Here is a 15,730-nt window from a genome sequence, read left to right on the forward strand (position 1 = left end):
CCCGGCCTGCCTCAGGCCCCCCGGAGGTCCACCAGCCGCTTGATCTTGCCGACCGACCGCTCCAGCGTCTCCGGATCGACCACCTCCACCGCGACCGAGACGCCGATGCCCTCCTTGACGGCCCGCACCACCGAAGCCGCCGCGGCCTCCCGCCGGCCCGCGTCGCTCCCGCGGCGCGCCTCCACCCGTACCGTCAGGGCGTCCAGCCGTCCCTGCCGGGTCAGGCGGAGCTGGAAGTGCGGAGCCAGGTCAGGGGTCCGCAGGAGCACCTCCTCGATCTGGGTGGGATAGAGGTTCACCCCGCGCAGGATGATCATGTCGTCGCTGCGGCCGGTGATCTTCTCCATCCGGCGGAAGGCCGGCCGGACGGTGCCGGGAAGCAGCCGCGTCAGGTCCCTGGTGCGGTAGCGGATGACGGGCATCGCCTCCTTGGTGAGCGAGGTGAAGACCAGCTCCCCGGCCTCCCCCTCCGGCAGCACGGCGCCCGTCAGCGGGTCGACCACCTCCGGGTAGAAGTGGTCCTCCCATATGTGGAGCCCGTCCTTGGTCTCGGCGAACTCCTGTGCGACACCCGGGCCCATCACCTCCGAGAGCCCGTATATGTCCACCGCGTCGATGTCCAGGCGCTCCTCGATCTCGCGGCGCATCTCCTCCGTCCACGGCTCGGCGCCGAAGATCCCCGTACGGAGCGAGGTGGTGCGCGGGTCGATGCCCTGGCGCTCCATCTCGTCCAGCAGGGTCAGCATGTAGGAGGGGGTCACCATGATGACCTCCGGCCGGAAGTCCTGGATCAGCCGGACCTGGCGGTCCGTCATCCCGCCCGAGGCGGGCACGACCGTGCAGCCCAGGCGCTCCGCGCCGTAGTGGGCGCCCAGGCCGCCGGTGAACAGTCCGTACCCGTAGGCGATGTGGACGATCTGGCCCTGTCTGCCGCCCGCCGCGCGGATCGAGCGGGCGACGACGTCCGCCCAGGTGGAGAGGTCCCCGTCGGTGTACCCGACGACGGTCGGCCGGCCCGTGGTCCCGCTGGACGCGTGGATGCGGCGGACCTCGGAGCGCGGTACGGCGAACATCCCGAAGGGGTACTGGTCGCGCAGATCGGACTTGGTCGTGAAGGGGAACAGGGCGAGATCGGCGAGGGAGCGGCAGTCGTCGGGATGCAGGCCGGCCTTGTCGAAGGCCTGCCGGTAGAAGGGCACCCGGTCGTACGCCCGGCGCAAGGTCGCCCGCAGCCGGGTCAACTGGAGCGCCGCCAGCTCGTCCCGGCCCATCCGCTCGCCCGCGTCCATCGCGTCCGTCGAGTCCGTACCCATGCCGCCCACCCCATTCCGAGTCAACCGACCGATCATTCGGTACATTGCCGGACCTCGGTGGCCAAATCAATTACTCGAACGAGTGATCGTCTGCTGAGATTGCGCCCATGGCGACCACCACACCCTCCACCTGCACTTTTACGTTCACCACCCACGACGGAACCGAACTCGCGTACCACGTCCAGGGTGAAGGCGAGCCGCTCCTCTGCCTCCCCGGCGGCGCCATGCGGGCCTCCGCCTACCTGGGCGACCTCGGCGGGCTGTCCGCCGGACGCCGGCTGATCCTGCTCGACCTGCGGGGCACCGGGGACTCCGCGGTCCCGGCCGACACCTCGACGTACCGGGTCGACCACCAGGTGGCGGACGTCGAGGCGCTGCGCCGTCACCTCGGCCTGGAGCGCGCCGACCTGCTCGCCCACTCCGCCTCAGGCAACCTGGCCCTGCTCTACACGGCGGCGCACCCGCAGCGGGTGCGCCGACTGGCCCTGATCACGCCGACCTGCTGGGCCGTGGACCTCGCCGAATCCCCGGAAAGCCGCCTCGCGGACATCCGCCGGAGAGCCGGCAGGGAGCCCTACGACACGGCCATCGCGGCCTACCAGCGGGCGCTCGCCGCCATCGCCGCGGGCGAGAACCCCGGCGAGGCCGACTGGATGGCTGCGATGCCCCTCGCCTACGGACGCTGGGACGAGACGGCGCGCGCCCACGCGGCACTGAGCCCGGTCCAGAAGAACACCGAGGCCTCCGCCGCCTTCGCCGGCCCGGGCGCCTTCGACCCGCCCGCCACCCGGGCCGCGCTCGGCCGCTTCGCCGGCGAAGTGCTGGTCCTGGCCGGGGAGCTGGACTCCAACCCCTCCCCGGCCCTCGCCGCCCGGCTCGCGGAGCTCTTCGCGCGGGGCGTCACCGACGTACAGCGGGGCGGCGGGCACTTCCCCTGGCTGGACGAGCCCCGGTGGTTCGCGGACCGCGTCGAACGGTTCCTGGCCACCGGGGCCTGAGCGGCGACCGCCGTGCCGCGGGCGTACGGTCGAAGCAGACGCCCCTGGCGAAGGGAGGCGGCGGCCATGCCCGTCATCGACCCCGCGGTCTCGGTGCGGCTCGGCGCCCCGGGCGCGCGGCGCCTGGCCGGACTGCTCGCCGAAGTGGCCCACCTGCTGGAGGACCCCGGCCCGCTGCGGCTCGACGACGCCCAGGCCGATGTCCTGGGCCAGGGCGCGGACCGGTCGGAGCTGGCCACCTGGACCCGCACCCTGGCGGCCGAACTGCGTACCAAGCTCTGAGGTGCCGCCCCTCCACGAGCACCGGAGCGTGCGGGCGGACGAAGAACGCCCGCGGGCCGGGACCTCTCAGGGTCCCGGCCCGCGGGCGTGCGCGCCGTGCGGGGTCAGCTCGCGGCGTCCGCGTCCGCCTCCGTGGCCACCGACTTCGCCCACCGGTAGTCCGCCTTGCCGCTCGGTGAGCGCTGGATGGCGGGGGCGATGACGAGCTGGCGCGGGATCTTGTAACCCGCCAGCTTGGTGCGGCAGTGGTCCTGTATCTCGTCCAGCGTCGGGTCGGCGGCGCCCTCCCGGATCTGGACCACGGCCGCCACGTGGCTGCCCCACTTCGGGTCCGCGACCCCGGCGACCAGGGCGTCGTAGACGTCCGGGTGGGACTTCAGCGCCTGCTCGACCTCCTCCGGGTACACCTTCTCGCCGCCCGTGTTGATGCACTGCGAGCCGCGGCCGAGGACGGTGACGATGCCCTGCTCGTCCACGGTCGCCATGTCACCGAGCAGCACCCACCGCTCGGATCCCTTCTGGAAGAAGGTTTCGGCGGTCTTGACGGGGTCGTTGTAGTAGCCCAGCGGTACGTACCCGCGCTGTGCGAGCCGTCCCGGTTCGCCGACCGGCACCGGCTCGTGGGTCACCGGGTCGACCACCTGCGTACGCTCGTTGACCTCCAGCCGGAAGCCCTTCTCCGGGCTGGAGTCGTTCGTCGCGCGGCCGTTCGAGCCGGACTCGGACGAGCCGAAGTTGTTCAGGAGCATCACGTTCGGGACGAGCGCCTGGAACTCGGCGCGCACCGTCTCCGACATGATCGCGCCGGAGGAGGAGACGCTGAAGAGGGAGGACAGGTCGGTGCCCTTCAGGGGTCCGTTGAGGGCGTCGATGAGCGGCCGCAGCATCGCGTCGCCCACCAGCGAGACGCTGGAGACCTTCTCCTTCTCGATCGTGCGCAGTACCTCCTCGGGCGCGTACTTGCGGTGGATGACCACCCGCTGCCCGTAGTTGAAGGCGATGAAGGACGTCAGCGTGGACGTGCCGTGCATCAGCGGCGGTGCGGGGAAGAAGGTGAGCCCGGCGCCCTTCGACGCGACCCGCTCGGCCAGTTCCTCCGGCCGCTTCACCGGTTCGCCGGTCGGTTCGCCGCCGAAGAGGCCGGCGAAGAAGAGGTCCTCGGCGCGCCACATGACGCCCTTGGGCATGCCGGTGGTGCCGCCCGTGTAGATGATGAACAGGTCGTCGGGGGAGCGGGGCGCGAATCCGCGGCCGGGCGAGCCGGCCGCCTCCGCGTCGGCGTACGCGACCGGCGCGATCGCGGGCTCCGGGGCCCCTTCGGGGGTCGGCCCGACGCGGATCAGGTGACGGAGCTTGGTCGTCTGCGGGAGGGCCGCCGCGACCCGCTCGGTGAACTCGCCCTCGAAGACGAGCGCGGCGAGGTCGGCGTCGTTGTAGAGGTAGACGAGCTCCTCCTCCACGTACCGGTAGTTCACGTTCACCGGCACCAGGCGGGCCTTCAGGCAGGCGATGACCGTCTGGAGGTACTCGACGCCGTTGTAGAGGTGCAGGCCCAGGTGCTCACCGGCCTTCAGGCCGCTGTCCAGTAGATGGTGCGCGATGCGGTTGGCCGCCGCGTCCAGCTCCGCGTACGTGAGGCGGCGCTCGGCGCCGGTCCCGGGGTGGTCCACGTACACGAGGGCCTCGCGGTCCGGGACCACGTCCACGACCGACTCGAACAGGTCGGCAATGTTGTACTCCACCGGTCCTCCTGACCCAGAAAATCCCATGGCTGGTCTGCTCGGCGGTCATTAGAGCGTCGCCAACCCCAACAGGGAAGGGGACCGTCCAAGAAATCTGACTGGGTGTCAGAAAACTATTGAACTGCACCCGCCCCTCCTGCAACCTGTTCTAGGTCTTGAGACGGGAGGACGGCAATGGGTGGGACAGAACACCTGACCGTGGAACGCCACGGAGCCACGCTGGTGCTCACCATGAACAGGCCCGAGGCGAAGAACGCGCTCTCGCTGCCGCTGCTGGTGGGGCTGTACGACGGCTGGCTGGAGGCCGACGCGGACGACACGATCCGCTCGGTGGTGCTGACGGGGGCCGGCGGGGACTTCTGCGCCGGCATGGACCTGAAGGCGCTGGCCGGCAAGGGCATGGCGGGCGACCAGTACCGGGACCGGCTCAAGGCCGACCCCGACCTGCACTGGAAGGCGATGCTGCGCCATCACCGGCCCCGCAAGCCGATCATCGCGGCGGTCGAGGGCTACTGCGTGGCCGGCGGTACGGAGATCCTCCAGGGGACCGACATCCGGGTCGCGGGGGAGGGGGCCACCTTCGGACTGTTCGAGGTCAAGCGGGGGCTCTTCCCGATCGGCGGCTCGACGGTACGGCTGCCGCGGCAGATCCCGCGGACGCACGCGCTGGAGATGCTGCTGACCGGGCGGCCGTACGCGGCCGAGGAGGCGGCGCGGATCGGGCTCGTCGGGCGGGTGGTCCCGGACGGGACGGCGCTGGCCGCGGCGCTGGAGATCGCGGAGCGGATCAACGCGTGCGGGCCGCTGGCGGTGGAGGCGGTCAAGGCCTCCGTCTACGAGACGGCCGAGATGACGGAGTCGGAGGGGCTCGCGGCGGAGCTGCTGCGGGGGTGGCCGATCTTCGACACCGCCGACGCGAAGGAGGGGGCGCGGGCGTTCGCCGAGAAGCGGCCCGCGCTGTACCGGCGGGAGTAGTCCGGTTGCGGCCGGCCGCGGTTGCCCTGGCCGGGCCCGTGTCCGTGGTGCCGGGCCGTGTGCACGGGTGCGGCGCCGTTGCCGGGGACCGGTCCCCTGCTCCTCAAACGCCGGAGGGGCCGAAGTGGCCCCGATTCGCCCCGGCAGAGCCTGATTCGCCCGGTGGGGCAGGAAGTGCCCCGCCCCCTACATCGGAGACCCATCCATGACAGCCGCGTCGCCACCCGAGATCCTCCGCGCACCCCTTGTCGTCGAGTTCCCCTTCACCCGCTCCCTCGGCCCCGTGCAGAGCGCCTTCCTCACCGGGCTGCGCGAAGGCGTCGTCCTCGGGGTCACGACCGCCGACGGCAAGGTGATGGTGCCGCCCGTCGAGTACGACCCCGTCACCGCCGAGGAGATCCGCGACCTGGTCGAGGTGGGCACCACCGGGACCGTCACCACCTGGGCCTGGAACGGTTCGCCGCGCCCCAACCAGCCCCTCGCCACGCCCTTCGCCTGGGTCCTCGTCCGCCTCGACGGCGCCGACACCGCCCTCCTGCACGCCCTCGACGCCCCCGGGCCCGAGGCCGTCACCACCGGCATGCGGGTCCGCGTGCGGTGGGCCGGGGAGCGGACCGGGGCCATCACCGACATCGCCTGCTTCGAGCCCGCCGGGGACGGGGAAGCGCACGGGGAGGCGGCTCCGCACAGCGGGGAGTTCGCCGACGCCGTCACCGGGATCGTCGCCGAGGCCCGCCTGGACTACTCGTACAGCCCCGGCCGCGCGCAGACCGCGTACATCGCCGGGCTCTCCGAGCAGAAGACCATCGGCGAGCGCTGCCCCTCCTGCCACAAGGTGTACGTGCCCCCGCGCGGCGCCTGCCCCACCTGCGGGGTGGCGACGACCGACCGGGTCGAGGTCGGTCCGGCCGGCACCGTGACCACGTACTGCATCGTCAACATCAAGGCCAAGAACCTCGACATCGAAGTGCCGTACGTCTACGCCCACATCGCCCTCGACGGCGCCGGCCTCGCGCTCCACGGCCGGATCGGCGGGATCCCGTACGACCAGGTGCGGATGGGCCTGCGGGTCGAACCCGTCTGGACCGAAGGCGGCCGCTACCCCGACCACTACCGCCCCACCGGAGAGCCGGACGCGGACTACGACGTGTACAAGGAGCTCATCTGATGGCCCGATACGCCCGCGAGGTCGCGGTGGTCGCCTTCGCGCAGAGCGACCACCTGCGCCGTACAGACGAGCTCAGCGAAGTAGAGATGGTCATGCCGGTCCTGCACCAGGTGCTGGCCGCCACCGGACTGAAGGCGGGCGAGATCGGCTTCACCTGCTCCGGTTCCAGCGACTACCTCGCCGGCCGGGCCTTCTCCTTCACCATGACCCTCGACGGGGTCGGCGCCTGGCCGCCCATCTCCGAATCGCACGTGGAGATGGACGGCGCCTGGGCCCTGTACGAGGCCTGGGTCAAGATCCAGACCGGCGAGGCCGACACCGCGCTCGTCTACTCCTACGGGAAGTCCTCGCCGGGGTCGGTGCGCGACGTGCTGACCCGCCAGCTCGACCCGTACTACGTCGCTCCGCTCTGGCCCGACTCGGTGGCCCTGGCCGCCCTCCAGGCCCAGGCGCTCATCGACGCGGGGGAGACCGACGAAACCGGGCTCGCCGCGATCGGCGCCCGCAGCCGGGCCTCCGCGGGCGCCAACCCGCACGCCCAGCTCAGCGGAGCCGTCGCCCAGGGCCCGTACCAGGTCGCCCCGCTGCGCACCGGCGACTGCCCGCCCATCGGAGACGGCGCGGCCGCCGTCATCCTGGCCGCCGGGGACGTGGCCCGCCGGCTGTGCGAGCGGCCCGCCTGGATCACCGGCATCGACCACCGCATCGAGGCCCACAGCCTCGGACTGCGCGACCTCACCGACTCCCCGTCGACGCGGATCGCCGCCGAGCACGCGGGCGTGTTCGAGGCCCCGGTGGACACCGCCGAACTGCACGCGCCCTTCTCCTCCCAGGAGGTCGTGCTGCGCAAGGCCCTCGGGCTCGGCGGGGACGTCGCCGTCAACCCCTCCGGCGGAGCGCTCGCCGCCAACCCGATGATGGCCGCCGGCCTGATCCGGATCGGCGAGGCGGCCGCCCGCATCCACCGCGGCGAGTCCGACCGGGCCGTCGCGCACGCCACCTCCGGCCCCTGCCTCCAGCAGAACCTGGTCGCCGTCCTGGAAGGGGACCGAGCATGAGCACCTCCGCCGCGACGGGCAAGGAGCCGGTGGCAATCGTCGGCATCGGCCAGACCAAGCACGTGGCCGCCCGCCACGACGTCTCCATCGCCGGACTGGTGCGCGAGGCGGCGGCCCGCGCGCTCGCGGACGCCGAGCTGACCTGGGCGGACATCGACGCGGTCGTCATCGGCAAGGCCCCCGACTTCTTCGAGGGCGTGATGATGCCGGAGCTGTACCTCGCGGACGCCCTCGGCGCCGTCGGCAAGCCCATGCTCCGCGTGCACACGGCCGGTTCGGTGGGCGGCTCCACCGCGCTGGTCGCCTCCAACCTGGTCGCCGCCCGGGTCCACCGCACGGTGCTGACCCTCGCCTTCGAGAAGCAGTCCGAGTCCAACGCCATGTGGGGGCTCTCGCTCCCCGTCCCCTTCCAGCAGCCGCTGCTGGCGGGGGCCGGCGGGTTCTTCGCCCCGCACGTGCGCGCGTACATGCGGCGCACCGGCGCCCCCGACACGGTGGGCTCGCTCGTCGCGTACAAGGACCGCCGCAACGCGCTGAAGAACCCGTACGCGCACCTGCACGAGCACGACATCACCCTGGAGAAGGTCCAGGCGTCCCCGATGCTGTGGGACCCGATCCGGTACTCCGAGACCTGCCCGTCCTCCGACGGGGCGTGCGCGATGATCCTCACCGACCGTGCGGGCGCGGCCCGTTCGCCGAAGCCGCCGGCCTGGCTGCACGGCGGGGCGATGCGCAGCGAGCCGACCCTCTTCGCCGGGAAGGACTTCGTCTCCCCGCAGGCGGGCAAGGACTGCGCGGCCGACGTCTACCGCCAGGCGGGGATCACCGATCCGCGCCGGGAGATCGACGCCGTGGAGATGTACGTGCCGTTCTCCTGGTACGAGCCGATGTGGCTGGAGAACCTCGGCTTCGCCGAGGAGGGCGAGGGCTGGAAGCTCACCGAGGCGGGGGTCACGGAACTAGACGGGGACCTGCCCGTCAATCCGTCGGGCGGCGTGCTGTCCACCAACCCCATCGGCGCCTCCGGGATGATCCGCTTCGCGGAAGCGGCCCTCCAGGTGCGCGGTCAGGCCGGGGAGCACCAAGTCCCGGACGCCCGGCGGGCGATGGGGCACGCCTACGGCGGCGGGGCGCAGTTCTTCGCGATGTGGCTGGTGGGAGCGGAGCAGCCGACCTCCTGAGCGGAAACCCGATTCCGGGCGGGGGTGCCGTACAGGCCAAGAGTGACGCACCGTGGCCTGTGCGGCACGGCGTGCGATGGCTAACCTGGCCCCGGGACGACGAACCGGGAGTACCGGGAGGAGCACGCACGTGGCAGAGAGCATGACTTCGAAGGCGCCGGCCGGCTGGGGCAAGCCGGACCTCGATCTGACCGAGGCGGACTGGCAGTCGAGCAGCCGGGGGGCGGGCGACGTCCAGATCGCCTTCGTGGAGGGGTTCATCGCGATGCGCAACGGCGACCGCCCCGGGAGCCCCTCGCTGATCTTCGCGCCGGACGAATGGCGCAAGTTCGTGCTGAACGCGCGGGGCGGGGAGTTCGACCTGACCTAGGGCATGTCGACGGGTACGCGGCGCACCACCGGGCGCGGAGCCGCCGCCCCCGGTGGGCCCCGCAAACCCCTTGCCGGACCCGCAGGGCCTTCGGCATCATGGCCGCCATGACGATCACCCGCCGAAAGGGCGATGCCGCGTAGACGGCCCGGCGCTCTGCGCGCCGAACGAGGAACGTACGAGGACCGCCGCCCGCCCGCCTGGGCGTGGGAACTCCCTCCCGTGGACCGACTGTCGCCCGATGCCGCCGCCGCCGCGCACTGGGCCCGGCCCGGACGGGGCGCCGAGATCGCGGACCTGCTGAACCGCTACCGGACCTTCCTGAGCCGCCCTGGCAGCACCCTGCTCCTGGTCCCTTCCGAGTGCCCGTCCTGCCCCGGCTGCGCGCGCGACGACGTCGCCATGGTCCGGGACGAACTGGGAGACCTGTACCGGGAGCTGCCGCCGGTCGCCCGCACCGCGCTGGGCCGCGTGCTGCGGGGCCTGGACGCGCAGTTCCGGCGCCGTACGCTCCCGCACCCGGCCCCGTCCGCCGGAGGCTGGGTGGACTGGAGCGGCCGTCCCCGCGCCTGGTGGCGCCGGCGGCTCTACGAGGGCGACTGACCGGACGACCGGCCAGGGGGGTCGTACCGGCCATAACGGGATGACCGGTACGGTGGTGGGCATGAGTGGAGAAAACGACCTGCAGAAGCTGCTGAGCGGCATGCGGCCCGAACTGAACGACGGGCTGTACGTGTTCTGCACGATCCCCGGAGACACCGACCCGGAGGCCCTGGCCGGGCTCACCCCCGTCGCCTCCGTGCTGGAGCCCGAGGGGCTCACCCTCGTGCTGAGCCAGGAGGACGCCGATGAGGCCGGACTCCCGTACACGTACACCGCGGGCTGGATCACCCTGCGCGTCCACTCCTCCCTCGACGCCGTCGGCCTCACCGCGGCCTTCGCCACCGAACTCGCGGCACACGGCCTGAGCTGCAACGTCATCGCCGGCTACCACCACGACCACCTCTTCGTGGACGCAGCCCGGGCCGCCGAGGCCGTCGCCGTCCTGGAAGCGCTCGCGGACCGCTCCGCACAGGACTGAGCCGCCCGCGCATACCGCCGCGTATACCCCCTCCGGCGGCCCGCCGAAGAAGATCAGCTTTATTTGCCGCGCCGGGCTTCCCGGGCGCGTGCGCGGGCGTACGCTGAACCCCCGAACAGGCCTGGGGGGTACCAGCCATGACGGAACGCCGGACCCGCAAACGGCGCACGATGTTCGAACGCGACACGGAGCTCGCCGCCGTCGACGAGGCCCTGGAGCAGCTCACGGATCCGGGCCCCGACGCCGGCGGAGCCCTGCTGGCCTTCTCCGGACCCGCCGGCCTCGGCAAGACCACGCTCCTCGGCGAAGTACGCCGCCGCGCCCACACCAAGGCCTGCACCGTCCTCGCGGCCCGGGGCGGCGAACAGGAGCAGAGCCAGCCCTTCCACGTCGCCCGCCAGCTCATCCAGCCCCAGCTGGCCGGCACCTCCGACGCGGAACTGCGCGAGGCCCTCGGCAGCTGGTACGCCATCGTCGGCCCCGCCCTCGGCCTCTGCGCGGCCGAACAGGGCGCCCCGCCCGACCCCCAGGGCCTGCGCGACGGACTCGACTGGGTCCTCACCCACCTCGTCGTGCAGCGCGCCCCCGTCGCCCTCGTCCTCGACGACGCCCACTGGGCCGACCCCGAATCCCTCTCCTGGCTCGCCGCCTTCGCCCCGCGCGCCGAACACCTCCCGCTCCTCCTCGTCGTCGCCTACCGCCCCGACGAACTTCCCGCGCACGCCGAGGCCTTCCGCACGCTGCCCGGCCGCGCGGGACACCGCCCGCTGACCCTCGCTCCGCTCACCGCCCGGGCCGTCTCCGGCCTGGTCCGGGAGGCCGTCGGCGAGCACGCCGACGAGGCGTTCTGTCAGGAGGCCTGGGCCGTCACCACCGGCAACCCCTTCGAGGCCGTCGAGCTCACCGCGAAGGTCCGGGACAAGGGCCTCGCCCCCGTCGAGGCCAGCGCCCCGCTCCTGCGCGACCTCGCCGCCGCCCAGCGCGGCAGCGGCCTCGTCGCCCGCCTCCACAGCCTCGGGCCCTCCACCGTCCGCTTCGCCTGGGCCTGCGCCGTCCTCGGCACCGACATCCCCGGGGAACTCGCCGCCCGCGTCGCCGGACTCGGCACCGAGGAGGCCGTCGACGCCACCGGGAGGCTGCGCGACGCCCGCATCCTGTCGGCCGCCGCCGAGGAAGCCGCCGCCCAGGAAGCGGCCGAGGCCGGGCTGGAGTTCGTCCACCCCCTCATCGCCACCGCCATATACCGCGCGATCCCCGACGCCCTGCGCGTCGCCCTGCACGGAAAGGCCGCCGCGGCCGTCGTCGACGCGGGACTCGGGCCCTCCGCCGCCGCCCGCCACCTGCTGGAGACCCATCCCGAGAACGACCCCTGGGTGGTGCGCACCCTGCGCGAGGCGGCCGGCGAGAACCTCCGGGCCGGCGCCCCCGAAGCCGCCCGCCGCCAGCTCGCACGGGCCCTGCGCGAACCCCCGGACTTCGACGAGCGGGCGGCCGTCCTGTACGAACTGGGCTGCGCCTCCCTGCTCACCGAGCCCGCCAACACCGTCAACCACCTGCGCGCCGCCCTCGCGGAGCCCTTCGAGGACCCGGCGCTGCGCCAGGGCATCGTGATCCGGCTGGCCCAGGTGCTCTCGCACAGCGACCGCCTGGCCGAGGCCTCGGAATGCCTCGCGCGCGAGATCCCGTACACCCAGGACCTGCGGGGCCGGCTGCGCCTGCAGTCCGAGCAGTTCATGTGGGACGCCTTCAACGCCGCCGAGCCGGACTCCCCGGCGCGCTCCCGGCGGCTCGCGAAGCTCGCGGACCGGCTGAGCGGGCGGGACCTCACCGAGCGGTACGTCATCGGGCTGCGCGCCTGGGACGCCTGCCTGCGCGGGGAACCCGTCGACGTGGTCCTGCACCATGCCGGGCGGGTCCTGGAAACCGAGTTCAGCTGGGCGTACGCGGACCGCGGCTTCGAGGTCCCGGTGCTCGTCGCGATGGTGCACATGTACGCCGACCGGCCGGAGCGCGCGGAGGAACTGTTCGAGGCGGGCACCGCCGAGTTCGAGCGGCAGGGCTGGCGCGGGGCGCACCTGTCCTTCGCCTACAGCCTGCGCGCCTACATCCGCTACCGCCGCGGGCGGCTGGCCGAGGCGGAGGAGCTGGCGCGGGCGGGGCTCCGCCTCGCCGAGCGCGTCGGGCGGCGCACGCCCGTGCACTGGTACGCCATCGCGATCCTCGTCACCACCCTGCTGGCGCGGGGCCGGGTGGACGAGGCCTGGGAGCTGGTCCGCGAGCACGAGTACGGGGAGCCCTTCCCCGCGGCGGTCGTCTTCCCCGACTCCCAGACGGTCTACGCGGAACTGCTGCTGGCCCGCGGCAAGGCGAAGGCCGCGGCGGCGGAGCTCGAAGCCGTGGACCGGCGGCTGACCCCCAGGGGCATCCAGAACCCCTCCTGGTGCCCGTGGCGGCTGCACCTGGCCCGCGCGGTGGCCGCGGAGGATCCGGCCCGGGCGCGGGAGCTGGCCGAGGAGGCGGTACGCCGGGCCCGTGCCTTCGGGGCTGCGTCCGGCATCGGCCAGGCCCTGCGGGTGGCCGCGGAGGTGGCTGCGCCGCAGGACCGGCCGGCGCTGCTGGAGGAGGCGGTGGAGGTCCTGTCGGCTTCGCCGGCGGCCTACGAGCTGGCGCTCGCGCTGGCCGCGCTGGGGGAGGAGCGGGGGGATACGGAGCTCCTGCTCCGGGCGGTGCTGGCGGCCCGGGAGTGCGGGGCGGACGGCCTGGTGGCCTCCGCCACGACAGCCCTCCTCGGCCTGGGCGGCGCCTTCCCGTGCGGGCCCGTCCCCGCAGCCGCACCGACCACCACCGGCTGACCGGTCTGCACCGGCGGGCTGGGCGCCGCTGGGCGGGTGCGGCCGGGTGGACCCCTGCGGGGCTGTCCCCTACCCGCCCTTCCACCGTTCCCCGGGCTCCGCCTGGACCCGTACGTGCGCTGCGCGCACGTGCCCTCAAACGCCGGGCGGGCTGGATTTTGCCGCGCAGCGGCAAATCCAGCCTCGCCGGCGTTTGAGGCGCGGGGTCTGGGGCGGAGCCCCAGGGAACGGTGGAAGGGTGGGTAGGGGACTTCGGCCCGCGCAGCGGGAGGACCGGGGGCCCCGGGTCGGGGGTGGAGGGCCGCGGGACGCGGCAGGGCACGTACCATGGCGGCATGTCCTTCCTCCGCCGCCACCGCGCCGCCACACCCGCCGGCCCGGACTTCGACGTCCTGGCCATGGACCCGGGGGACTGGCCGGGCAATCTCGGGGCCGGGCTGCTGCCCGCGCCCGACGGCAGCTGCCAGGGTGTCTTCCTCCGCTACGACCTGTTCGGCGGACGCGGCCCCGCGATGATCATCGGAAACCTCCCCGAGGGTTCCCCCGCACGCGACCTCTCCGAGGGCCAGGTCCCCTTCGAGGTGGCCCAGCTCCTCGACGCCCTCGAGAACGACGAGGACGTCGAGGTCACCGGTGCCGAGGACTGCCCCGTCATGCAGGGCGACAACCTCCTCATCGTCCGGAAGATCAAGCTTTCCGAGAGCCGGATCAGCTGCGTGCAGTTCGACCGCAGCGACAACGTGCTGGTCACCATCGCGAGCTGGGACCGGCCGATCACGGACGACCTCTACGCGCTGCTGAAGCCGCTCCCGGCCGAGCTCTTCCAGCAGGGCTAGTCGCCCGGCGGGACCGGCGTCACGCGTCCGCGATGTCGTTGGCGGCCACGTAGCCGAACGTCATCGCGGGACCGATCGTCGACCCGGCCCCCGCATAACTGTGCCCCATCACGGCCGCACTCGCGTTGCCCGCGGCCCACAGGCCCCGGATCACCGATCCGTCCGCGCGCAGCGCGCGGGCCCGTGCGTCCGTGACGATGCCGCCCTTCGTGCCCAGGTCACCCGGCACGATCTTGAAGGCGTAGAACGGCGGCGCCCAGATCGGGGCCAGACAGGAGTTCGGCGTCACGCCGGGATCCGTGTAGTAGTGGTCGTACGCGGTGTCGCCCCGGTGGAAGTCGGGGTCGGTGCCGTTCCACGCCTGCGCGTTGAAGCGGTTGAGGGTGGAGCGCAGGGCGGCCGCGGGCACCCCGATCTGGTTGGCGAGGGCGTCCCAGGTCCACGCCTTCTTCGCCGCGCCCGCCTGGTACCAGGAATCGGGGAAGACGATCGTCGGCAGGATGTCCTTGAACAGGTACTTGTTGCGGTAGTTCTGATCCACGATCAGCCAGGCCGGGATGTGCGAACCGGTCGCGCCCCGGTCCTTCTCGTACATCACGTGCACCACATCGCTGTACGGAGCGGCCTCGTTGACGAAGCGGGCACCCTTCGCATTGACCATCAGGCCCCCGGGCAGGGTCCGTTCGGCGAGGCAGAAGTACGGTTCGTTCGGCAGCGGGATCGAGGGACCCCACCAGGCGTCGTCCATCAACGCCAGCGCCGCACCCGCCCTTTGGCCCGCCCGGATCCCGTCGCCCGTGTTCTCCTTCGCGCCGACCGACCACTGGGTGCCGACCGGCTGCTGCTGGTACTGGGCCCGCATCTCCGCGTTGTGCTCGAAGCCGCCCGAGCCGATGACCACGCCCTTGCGGGCCCGCACCACGCCCCGTACGCCCTCCTTCTCCACCACTACGCCCGTGACCGCGCCGCCCTCCTGGACCAGGTCGACGAGCGGGCTGTTCAGCCACACCGGGACCCCGGCCTGGATCAGACCGGCCCGCAGACCGGCCGCCAGGGCCTGGCCCATGGTCAGCGGCTTCTGCCCGCACAGCGCGGCCGCCGTACCGCGCGCCAGGCATTCGGTGGACACCGCGAGCCCCTTGGCGCTCACGGCGGCGAGGTTGAGCCACTTGTAGTCCTGGCTGAACACCACCATTCCGGCCGGCACGGGCATGTACGCCGGGTTCAGGCGGGCCAGTTCGGCGCCGAGTATGTTCCCGTCGATCTGGTCCGGCTCGATGGAGCGGCCGTTCGGGAGCCCGCCGGGGAGGTTCGGGTAGTAGTCGCTGTAGCCGTCCATGAAGCGGAAGCGCAGCGGGCTGTTGGCCATCACGAAGTCCAGCATCCGGGGCCCGTTGGCGAGGAAGGCCGCCTGCCGGTCCGCGGAGGAGCCGTTGCCGACCACCGCCGACAGGTACTGCGCCGCCTTCGCCGGGGTGTCGGGCACGCCCGCGCCCAGGATCACCGAGTTGTTGGGCAGCCAGATCCCGGCGCCGGACCGGGCGGCCGAGCCGCCGAAGGTCGGGGCCTTCTCGACCACGAGCACGCTCAGGCCCCGCTTGGCCGCGGTGAGCGCGGCGGTCATTCCGGACGCCCCGGAACCGACCACGACGACGTCGTACTCGCCGATCGTGGGCTCACCGGCCGCGTGGGCGGCGGCGGTCGGCAGCACGGTGGCGGCCAGCACGCCGGCCCCCGCCCCGGCGATGACCGTCCGGCGGGAGGGATGGGCATCGCTTGGTTCGGGACTCGCTGAGGAGGCGGTTCTCGCGGTCATGGGCAGGCTCCAGCGGAGAGGGGGTGAGGGGGTGGTTCCAGCATTCTGATGCTGAGTC

14 protein-coding genes are annotated in these 15,730 nt (G+C 72.9%); 11 read left to right on the plus strand and 3 right to left on the minus strand.

Annotation, left to right across the window (positions count from 1 at the left end; all coding sequences use genetic code 11):
* Positions 1–11: 11 nt before the first annotated feature.
* Positions 12–1,313: a phenylacetate--CoA ligase PaaK gene (gene paaK, locus OG898_RS27670; protein WP_266959928.1), complete on the minus strand. Its 1,302-nt coding sequence runs from the start codon at positions 1,311–1,313 to the stop codon at positions 12–14.
* Positions 1,314–1,420: 107 nt separating this feature from the next.
* Here paaK and OG898_RS27675 point away from each other — a divergent pair, with 107 nt between their 5' ends.
* Both OG898_RS27675 and OG898_RS27680 read left to right on the plus strand, forming a co-directional pair.
* On the plus strand, positions 1,421–2,311 hold the full coding sequence (locus OG898_RS27675) for an alpha/beta fold hydrolase (protein ID WP_250739186.1): 891 nt from the start codon (positions 1,421–1,423) through the stop codon (positions 2,309–2,311).
* Positions 2,312–2,377: 66 nt separating this feature from the next.
* Positions 2,378–2,593, plus strand: a complete 216-nt coding sequence (locus OG898_RS27680) for a hypothetical protein (protein ID WP_250739187.1) — start codon at positions 2,378–2,380, stop codon at positions 2,591–2,593.
* Between the two features lie 104 nt (positions 2,594–2,697).
* Here the strand turns inward: OG898_RS27680 and OG898_RS27685 are convergent, their stop codons facing one another.
* Complete coding sequence (locus OG898_RS27685; protein ID WP_250739188.1) at positions 2,698–4,335, minus strand: acyl-CoA synthetase; 1,638 nt, start codon at positions 4,333–4,335, stop codon at positions 2,698–2,700.
* A gap of 174 nt (positions 4,336–4,509) precedes the next feature.
* On the opposite strand from OG898_RS27685, the gene OG898_RS27690 reads away from it, so the two are divergent.
* The 9 genes from OG898_RS27690 to OG898_RS27730 all read left to right on the plus strand — a co-directional run bounded on the left by OG898_RS27690 (position 4,510) and on the right by OG898_RS27730 (position 13,856).
* Positions 4,510–5,310 carry a crotonase/enoyl-CoA hydratase family protein gene (locus tag OG898_RS27690; protein ID WP_250739189.1) on the plus strand — a complete coding sequence of 267 codons (801 nt, stop codon included), beginning with the start codon at positions 4,510–4,512 and terminating at the stop codon, positions 5,308–5,310.
* A gap of 205 nt (positions 5,311–5,515) precedes the next feature.
* Positions 5,516–6,478, plus strand: a complete 963-nt coding sequence (locus OG898_RS27695; protein WP_250739190.1) for an OB-fold nucleic acid binding domain-containing protein — start codon at positions 5,516–5,518, stop codon at positions 6,476–6,478.
* Positions 6,478–7,536: a thiolase domain-containing protein gene (locus OG898_RS27700; protein WP_250739191.1), complete on the plus strand. Its 1,059-nt coding sequence runs from the start codon at positions 6,478–6,480 to the stop codon at positions 7,534–7,536. Before OG898_RS27695 ends, OG898_RS27700 begins: the two co-directional genes overlap by 1 nt.
* Positions 7,533–8,717, plus strand: coding sequence for a thiolase domain-containing protein (locus tag OG898_RS27705; protein ID WP_250739194.1), 1,185 nt, complete (start codon positions 7,533–7,535; stop codon positions 8,715–8,717). Before OG898_RS27700 ends, OG898_RS27705 begins: the two co-directional genes overlap by 4 nt.
* A gap of 130 nt (positions 8,718–8,847) precedes the next feature.
* Entirely contained in the window at positions 8,848–9,087 is a 240-nt protein-coding gene (locus OG898_RS27710; RefSeq protein WP_250739195.1) for a DUF397 domain-containing protein, read from the plus strand.
* A gap of 222 nt (positions 9,088–9,309) precedes the next feature.
* The gene (locus OG898_RS27715) at positions 9,310–9,690 is read left to right on the plus strand and encodes a hypothetical protein (protein ID WP_250739196.1); all 381 of its coding nucleotides are present in this window, start codon (positions 9,310–9,312) and stop codon (positions 9,688–9,690) included.
* A gap of 61 nt (positions 9,691–9,751) precedes the next feature.
* Complete coding sequence (locus tag OG898_RS27720) at positions 9,752–10,168, plus strand: ACT domain-containing protein (protein WP_266959932.1); 417 nt, start codon at positions 9,752–9,754, stop codon at positions 10,166–10,168.
* A 137-nt stretch (positions 10,169–10,305) separates the two neighbouring features.
* Entirely contained in the window at positions 10,306–13,020 is a 2,715-nt protein-coding gene (locus tag OG898_RS27725) for an AAA family ATPase (RefSeq protein ID WP_266959934.1), read from the plus strand.
* Positions 13,021–13,355: 335 nt separating this feature from the next.
* Positions 13,356–13,856, plus strand: a complete 501-nt coding sequence (locus OG898_RS27730) for a hypothetical protein (protein ID WP_150520950.1) — start codon at positions 13,356–13,358, stop codon at positions 13,854–13,856.
* 19 nt (positions 13,857–13,875) lie between these two features.
* Here the strand turns inward: OG898_RS27730 and kstD are convergent, their stop codons facing one another.
* Positions 13,876–15,672: a 3-oxosteroid 1-dehydrogenase gene (kstD, locus tag OG898_RS27735; protein ID WP_266959936.1), complete on the minus strand. Its 1,797-nt coding sequence runs from the start codon at positions 15,670–15,672 to the stop codon at positions 13,876–13,878.
* Between the last annotated feature and the right edge of the window lie 58 nt (positions 15,673–15,730).

The organism is Streptomyces sp. NBC_00193 (assembly GCF_026342735.1).
Taxonomy (GTDB): domain Bacteria; phylum Actinomycetota; class Actinomycetes; order Streptomycetales; family Streptomycetaceae; genus Streptomyces; species Streptomyces stoeckheimensis.